Source organism: Bacillus sp. JJ1474 (assembly GCF_036965225.1).
GTDB lineage: Bacteria > Bacillota > Bacilli > Bacillales > Cytobacillaceae > Cytobacillus.
The window spans coordinates 6,231-8,954 of the sequence record NZ_JBALPC010000158.1; the positions used below are offsets into that span (position 1 = coordinate 6,231).

Consider the following 2,724-nt stretch of genomic DNA (forward strand, 5'->3'; position numbering starts at 1 on the left):
TTTTCTTGTTCAACTAAAGAAGCAGTTTAGTTTAAGATGGTTATATAAGAATGAGAAATGTAAGGGGTGTTTTTATTGAAAAGGCATACCAAGACTGGAAAAATCTTATTTTATTTAGGAGTATGGCTAATGGCAGCTGGATTTGCTTTTAATCAGACATTTGGAATTGCGGATACTCCTCAACCATATGCAACATTTTCTATACCCTTAATTGTTATCGGAATTATATTAGGGGTGGTATCAAACTTTTATAAGAAAAGTAAAGAGAGTAACTAGTGATTTCGAAGGCTTTTCTTATTGTGCTAACGGGTGCTTTAGTTGAATAACAATCTTCAACAATCGGGCGCTTTTCTGTAATAAGGAAAGTGCTTTTGCCATTTAAGGGCCATTTAATTGAATAAAAAAAGGATTTTTCACGAAACAATTGAACTAATAATTAATGGCTCAGACTCCAACTTGAACAATAGGAGGTGTAACAAATTGTCGATCTTCCGTAATCCCCAAGTTATTCTGTTCAGTTCGGATGTAGTAAGAGCAGCTACGTTCTACGAGAGTCTGGGATTCACGAGTCCTTTCGAGTGCCAAATGATGGCGAACCGATCATATTGATTTGGTTCTCGATGACTATAGAATAGGCATCGCATCTGTTTCCTCTACGCGCGATGATCACGGCCTCGCCCCCGTGTCTCATGGGCAGCTTGTTGCAGTGATTTTGTGGACGGATGACACTGCTGCCGCCTTTGAAACCGTCACCTTGAATGGTGCCAAAGCCCTGGTCTCACCGCACGAATGGCTCGGTCGGCTGCTCATTACTTGGATTGCAGATCCGGACGGTAATCCAATTCAGATTGTGCAAAATCTCTGACGATGCACTGTCATCTCAGGCAACGGTTAGCATTCTTCATTGCAGTTCTCCCTATGCTAACGAAGCAAGACGATAAAATACAACAGCTTTCTGATCTAGGGTATTTTTGCAAATCAAAAAAAGGGAATATGGAGTACTTCGTAAAAATTAAGGAGGTACTCCATGTACTTATATCTCGTTCAAGGGATTCTACCGATCCTTAGCAATCGGGTGCTATTCCCTTACAAGGATTAGCGTCTATAAATTACATAGATGTATAAAATAAAATTCGCATTAGGACGATAATGCTAAACAGTTATTGATTTTAAAAAATGGAATTATTTACTATATATGAAACTTTTTCCTATAATGGTAAAAAATACGCTATTATTTAAGTGTAACTTTTAATGGGAATGGGGTTTTAAAGGTGAAAAAAGAGAGTGATCATTTATATTTCATCGATAATATAAAAATAGCTTTAATTATGCTTGTAGTAGCTCACCATGCTGGACAAGCCTATGGACCAGGTGGTTGGTGGTATTTTTTGGATGATGAATCTATCAACTGGTTGGGTAGATTTTTCTCTGTAAATGCAGCATTTTTTATGAGTATGTTTTTCTTTTTATCAGCATATTTTCTCCCTCAATCAATCGCGAGAAAAGGGCCGAAACGGTTTTTAAAAGAACGGCTTATTAGAATTGGTATTCCATTACTACTGGGATTTCTCGTGATAATTCCTATTCTGATGTATTTATATTACATTAATTTCAGAGATTATGAACCCATCTCATTTTTTTCTTACTATGTTAATATATTTTTTGGACTTGGTAGTGAACCCACGAATTGGTCTGGACCATCATGGCCTGATATGCAATTTGGCCATTTATGGTTTTTAGAGCATTTACTTGTGTATGCGGTTGTGTTTTCAGTCTGGACCTTCTTTACATCCAAGAAATCCACAAAAAAATTTGATGGAAATATTAAGGTTTATCAGATTCTCTCCCTGTGGTTGATCGTTAGTTTAGTGACTTTCATTACAAGGATATGGTTTCCTATTGATCATTGGACAGCTTTCGTAGGATTTATTCAAACAGAATTTGCACATGTACCACAGTATGTGAGTTTCTTTTGTTTAGGTATTATGGCCTATCATCGCAAATGGTTTTTAACTTTGAGTGCGAGAGTAGGATACATCTGGCTTATTATTGGAGTATTAATAGTAACTATTTTGTATTTTGGAGGGAATACGGTAGATCCTTTTCTTTTAAAAGGTGGACAAAACTTTGGTTCGTTGACTCGATCATTCATTGAGACGTTACTGTGTATTTCGCTTGTAATCGGTCTTCTAATTTTATTTAGAGAAAAAATTAACGGCACTAATCGTTGGTCTAAGATGTTATCAAACAATGTATTTGTTGTTTATTTCATCCATGTCCCAGTAGTTGTCTTCCTTCAATATACATTGAATGACCTACCAATATCAGTCTGGACTAAATTTCTAATGACGGCATTTTTAGGAATCATTCTAAGTTTTTTGCTAAGTCATTTTGTATGGCGAAAGATTCCATACCTCAAAAAAATGATGTAAAAGGAAATAATATTTAAATAAATGAAATGTGGAAAATGAAAAAGCCAGCATTATTGCTGGCTTTTGTCTTAGTAGGATAATGATGTGTCATAAAAATAATGATTCTTGTTCAACTAACGGGTGCTTTAGCACAATAACTAAGGTGTTTTTCTTGCAGCTTTTTCTCATTTTCTACTATTCAACAATCGGGCGCAATTATTGTACAAGAAATTGTGTCATTTTTAGTTATCATCTTGAACATGGTAATGCTTATTTGACACAAACGGTGCCATAAAAATAAATTCTTTTTGAT

Annotated in this window: 2 protein-coding genes; both read left to right on the top strand. The window is 35.5% G+C overall.

Going from position 1 to position 2,724, the window contains the following annotated elements:
• Positions 1-129: 129 nt before the first annotated feature.
• Positions 130-276, top strand: a complete 147-nt coding sequence (locus V7164_RS18160; protein ID WP_335345023.1) for a hypothetical protein — start codon at positions 130-132, stop codon at positions 274-276.
• Between the two features lie 995 nt (positions 277-1,271).
• A complete protein-coding gene (locus tag V7164_RS18165) occupies positions 1,272-2,432 on the top strand; it encodes an acyltransferase family protein (RefSeq protein ID WP_335348074.1) in 1,161 nt (386 codons plus the stop codon).
• Positions 2,433-2,724 lie beyond the last annotated feature (292 nt).